Annotated in this window: 4 protein-coding genes; 3 read left to right on the top strand and 1 reads right to left on the bottom strand. The window is 40.6% G+C overall.

The features are described from left to right. Both QZ488_RS21340 and rlmB read left to right on the top strand, forming a co-directional pair. The coding region (locus QZ488_RS21340) for a VacB/RNase II family 3'-5' exoribonuclease (protein WP_293752564.1) at positions 1–1140 on the top strand (1140 nt) is incomplete at its 5' end. Between the two features lie 5 nt (positions 1141–1145). After that, a complete protein-coding gene (gene rlmB / locus QZ488_RS21345) occupies positions 1146–1883 on the top strand; it encodes a 23S rRNA (guanosine(2251)-2'-O)-methyltransferase RlmB (RefSeq protein WP_293752566.1) in 738 nt (245 codons plus the stop codon). A gap of 75 nt (positions 1884–1958) precedes the next feature. Here the strand turns inward: rlmB and QZ488_RS21350 are convergent, their stop codons facing one another. Next, a complete protein-coding gene (locus QZ488_RS21350) occupies positions 1959–2303 on the bottom strand; it encodes a hypothetical protein (RefSeq protein ID WP_293752568.1) in 345 nt (114 codons plus the stop codon). 106 nt (positions 2304–2409) lie between these two features. Here QZ488_RS21350 and QZ488_RS21355 point away from each other — a divergent pair, with 106 nt between their 5' ends. Beyond that, a complete protein-coding gene (locus tag QZ488_RS21355; RefSeq protein ID WP_293752570.1) occupies positions 2410–3300 on the top strand; it encodes a LysR substrate-binding domain-containing protein in 891 nt (296 codons plus the stop codon). The last annotated feature ends 250 nt before the right edge of the window (positions 3301–3550 follow it).

Here is a 3550-nt window from a genome sequence, read left to right on the forward strand (position 1 = left end):
TACCGTGTTTTAAAACGTACTCGTAAACAACGTGGTGCGATTGAATTTGAAACCCAAGAAAGTAAATTTGTATTTAACGCGCAGCGTAAAATTGACAATATTATGCCGGTAACGCGCAACGACGCACATAAGCTAATTGAAGAATGTATGATTTTAGCCAACGTGTCGGCGGCTCAAACCTTGACTAAGAATCAAGCCGAAGCTTTATATCGTATTCATGCTGAACCTGATTCAGATAGACTAGGTGCTTTTTTATCGTACTTAGGTGAAGTGGGTATTACGCACAAAATTGGCACTGATAGTGACGTATCACCTCAAGATTTCACTGATGTGATTGAAAAAATTCAAGGTAGGCCCGATCAAGAACTGATTCAAACTATGTTGTTACGCTCTATGAAACAAGCCGTGTACGACCATGAAAATATTGGTCACTTTGGCTTGGCTTTAGAGGCCTATGCGCATTTTACCTCTCCCATACGCCGTTATCCTGACTTGGTTGTGCATCGTGCGCTTAAAGGCATTATCGATAAACAGAATCAGCGTAAGAGTAAATCAGGCGGAAAAGCCTATACCGCAGAAGAAGTTGAATCCTTAGGCGAGCAGTGTTCAATGACTGAGCGCCGTGCAGACGATGCCACTCGAGATGTATCCGATTGGCTTAAATGTGAATTTATGCTGGACCATGTGGGTGATGTGTTTGCAGGTGTGATTGCATCAGTCACTAACTTTGGTTTTTTTGTACGTTTGACCGAATTTCATATTGATGGTTTGGTACACATTACATCGTTGGAAAAAGACTATTTCCGTTATGACGAAGTGAAGCAGCATTTAGTTGGTGAGAGTTTTGGCACGGTTTATCGTTTGGGCGACCCTGTTGAAGTTAAAGTCGCTTCTGTTAATTTGGACGAACGCAAAATAGACTTTCTATTAGACGGTGTTGAAGGTAAAAATATTCGCAAAACAGCTGGTAGGAAACCTTCAAGAACCAAAAAGACAGGGCAAAAAAGCAAAGATACAACGACTAAAACAGCGCCTGTTAGTAAGTCGACCAAGAAACCTGCGACTAAAAAAAGCCGCACACCATCTAAGTCGAAATCAGCTCGCAGTAAACCAACAAGCTCATCCAGAAAGGGGAAATAAAACATATGGCTCAACAAGAATGGTTATATGGTATCCACGCCCTTGAATCTATTATTTTGCGTGAACCTGAGCGTTTAATAGAGCTCTTTGTATTGAAGGGCCGAGAGGACAAAAGTATTCACGATATTGTAAGCCAAGCTAGAAGTCTCGGTACTTCAGTGCAATTTTGTCAACGAAAAACATTAGATGACAAAGTCGACGGTGGGCAACATCAAGGCGTAGTCGCTAAAGTTAAACCTGCTAAGCAATATAATGAAAATGATCTGGCGTCGATTGTAGAGTCAAGTAAGTTGCCGTTTTTGCTTATCTTGGATGGTGTAACAGATCCGCATAATTTAGGGGCGTGTTTACGTACCGCTGATGCTGCTGGTGTGGACGCTGTAGTAGTACCAAAAGACAAATCAGCGGCTCTTACGCCAGTAGTGCGAAAAGTCGCTTGTGGTGCGGCTGATGTTATACCGTTAGTGCAAGTCACCAACTTGGCTAGAACGTTAAGAGACTTACAAGACGCTGGGGTGTGGATAGTTGGCACTGCTGGGGAAGCAGAAAATAATATTTATGAATGCAAATTCAATGGTCCTATGGCACTTGTCATGGGCGCTGAAGGGAAAGGCATGCGCCGCTTAACTCGTGAACATTGTGACGAGTTAATTAAACTTCCTATGGCGGGTTCTGTTTCAAGCCTAAACGTCTCTGTGGCGACTGGCGTGTGTTTGTATGAGATTGTTAGACAAAGAGGCTAGGGTAGTCGATAAATAGGGAATGCCTTTACGGTATTCCCTCATTCCTTCAAGTAAAAATGTGTTTATCATATTAACTTAAAATGTTTTTGCTAATAGTTTCTTAGCTTCCACTCTATCCATGCAGGAACGCAAAGGTTTTTGAGTGAATTTCTTTAAAGATGTGCTGCGCTTTTCACCCTGCCAGATTTGACCATCTTGCGACACTTCAACTCGGCAACTGACATTATCTGTGCCTTTCGTATAGATAATTGTTACTTGTTCAGAACGCTTTACAAGACCTTCAAATGGGTAACCTTTTTGGGTGTATACTTTTGCTGGTTGATTAAGTTCAGCTAAACTACTTGTTGATATAACAAGTAGTGTTAATGTCATTGCTAATATTTTAAATATGTTTGTTTTTGCTATATGTCGCTTACTCATTGTGATTCTCCTGTTGTTGGTGAGATAACTATAGGTAGGTATTCAGCGTCAGACAAACGATGAAAACTTATATATACTTAAGTTAAACTTAATTGTGGAGGCTGGGTTGAACAAGTTACCCCCGTTGAATTCGTTGCGTTATTTTTTAGTAGCTGCACAAACATTAAGCTTCAAGCAAGCAGCTGAAGAATTGTTTGTGACACAAGCCGCTATTAGCCAACACATTAAAACCTTAGAAAGCCACTTAGGTGTGCAGCTCTTTATAAGAGGGACGCGACGAGTGTCACTAACAGAGGATGGAAAGCGCTTAATGCCGCATATCCAGGCAGGTTTTGATAGCTTTAATAAGGGTGTTGCGTTGTTATCTGAGGACGCAAACCCAGATGTATTGAATGTTACGGTTGTTGAATCGTTATCAACTAGATGGTTGGTGCCAAGGTTGCAATTTTTTCAAGAGCAGCACCCTGAAATTAGAGTCCGACTCGAACCTTGTAATAGAGTAAAAGATTTTTCTGGAACGGATATTGACCTTGCGCTCCGTTTTGGTGAAGGGGAATATATTGGACTTGAAAGTCGTTTTCTTCTTAAAGATAAATACGTACTGGTTTGTCACCCAAGCTTGATTAAGTCGAGTCTCACCCCACAAGATTTGTATCAATTGCCCCTATTAGAGGAAAGCGGACCTGTAACCGGAGAAGCATGGCAGTCATTTTTGACAAGGTATAATCTTAAAGAAAATAGTTTTAAGAAAGTATTAGAAGTGGATGATTCTACTGTGACGATTATAGATGCGGCTTTGGCTGGACAGGGATTCGCTATGCTTCGCTATAATTTGATTTATCAGCAAATACAGCGGGGGCAATTGATATCACTCTTTGATTTTAGTCATCCAAGCGCCTATTCATACTATTTAGTCGCGCCAAGCCATCACTTTAGCAAGCAGAAAGTACAGTTATTTGAAAAGTGGCTAATCGAATCGTTAGCCGAAATTCACTAAATTGTTGAATTGCCGAGCGGCAAGCTGATATTTTTGTTTGCTACCAGATACGTTAATGGTGTTGTTTCTTTTTCTCGTTTTGTGGATTGCAGGAAATTTGACCATATTGAGCAAAAAAACTGATTATTACTTCAGTAAAAACAGCTTGTTGGCAGGTTTTTTAAATTGTTAACTAACCCCAGATCGGTTTAAGCGAGAACCATTGAATTGCGCTCTATATCAGTTAAATTAAGGGTTGGCTTATTCTTTT

The organism is uncultured Paraglaciecola sp. (genome assembly GCF_913020055.1).
In the GTDB taxonomy this organism is placed as follows: Bacteria; Pseudomonadota; Gammaproteobacteria; order Enterobacterales; family Alteromonadaceae; genus Paraglaciecola.

Excerpts from the sequence above, each read along its gene's own strand:
- QZ488_RS21350 (WP_293752568.1), bottom strand. The coding sequence starts at position 2,303 with ATGAGTAAGCGACATATAGCAAAAACAAACATATTTAAAATATTAGCA.
- rlmB (WP_293752566.1), top strand. The coding sequence starts at position 1,146 with ATGGCTCAACAAGAATGGTTATATGGTATCCACGCCCTTGAATCTATT.